This window comes from Aerococcus sp. L_32 (assembly GCF_050689315.1).
In genome coordinates this window covers 1-970 of record NZ_JBOEQF010000675.1, presented here as the reverse complement: position 1 = coordinate 970, position 970 = coordinate 1, and the positions used below count along the sequence as shown (strand labels likewise).

At 40.4% G+C, this 970-nt stretch carries 2 protein-coding genes; both read left to right on the top strand.

The window, feature by feature from the left end; genetic code table 11:
• Nucleotides 1-26 precede the first annotated feature (26 nt).
• Nucleotides 27-386 (top strand): hypothetical protein, encoded by a 360-nt coding sequence (locus ACRCJ0_RS15635; protein WP_069285879.1) that lies wholly within the window; start codon nt 27-29, stop codon nt 384-386.
• 15 nt (nt 387-401) lie between these two features.
• Nucleotides 402-665, top strand: a complete 264-nt coding sequence (locus ACRCJ0_RS15630; protein WP_431391105.1) for a hypothetical protein — start codon at nt 402-404, stop codon at nt 663-665.
• Nucleotides 666-970: the final 305 nt, after the last annotated feature.

Sequence of the window (970 nt, the reverse complement as noted above, 5' to 3'; positions counted from 1 at the left end):
CTAATTCCTATTGGAGGTGACCACTCATGAATAACAAACGTCGTGTCTATGTATACAACGGGTCCTCAGGTTTAGGCTGTCTCGGTCTGATTCTGGTCTTAGCCCTACTCATTTTCCTATTCATATTCTTCACGAAATTATTTATCCAACTCTTCCCGACATTATTATTGATTCTGTCAATCATCTTACTAGTCCGCAGTATTTATAACTTATGGCAATGGCGAAAAAAGGACAAGCATGCACAAGCAGGCGGCTTTATCGAAGTTGATGGCGTCATCGAACCCATCGAAGCGCCAGATAATCAAGCAAAAGACTACCATACACAAAGAATTTTCACATCAATTGCCGGTATCATCATAGCCCTATTACTGATGAAATACCTATAGTGCGGGGGTCTTAGAATGCAAAATAAAGATATATCCACTAACACTGAAGAATACCAGTCCCAAATACAAGCGTACAAATTGAAAAAAACCATCCGAAAGATTACTTATGTGGTCATTGCCTTGCTAGCCCTTGTTTTATTCGCTGGCTACTGGTTACTCTGGTTTGGTTCTGCCGAATCACTTAAAAACTTCGCCCTCAATATGGGCTGGACCGGATTCCTTCTAAATAACATTGTCGCTGTTATTCCATGTAACTTACCCGGTTTAGTCATGTTCTAGCCTACTGACCAGTTGCTGGCTTTGCCGCATCCGTGACCTTTCTTATCATCGGGTCCTTCCTATGCTTTTTGATCTTTAGGCATTACGGCGACCTATTCGTCCAAGCTCTTATTCCTGAGCGAGTTTACCAAAAATCTGTTCTGGCCTTCTCTAAACCACTGCCTACATTCATCTATTTTGCAGGTGCTACAGGTTTGGGAAATGTCTTGATTAATTGGCTACCTACTATAATGTAGTTGAAATCTTTCAAAATAAACCTTAAAAAACGTTCGTGAAAATCTCACGAACGTTTTTTATATTACTTG

Bases quoted from the DNA above. Each gene is read 5' to 3' on its own strand.
- ACRCJ0_RS15635 (WP_069285879.1), top strand. From the start codon at position 27: ATGAATAACAAACGTCGTGTCTATGTATACAACGGGTCCTCAGGTTTA.
- ACRCJ0_RS15630 (WP_431391105.1), top strand. From the start codon at position 402: ATGCAAAATAAAGATATATCCACTAACACTGAAGAATACCAGTCCCAA.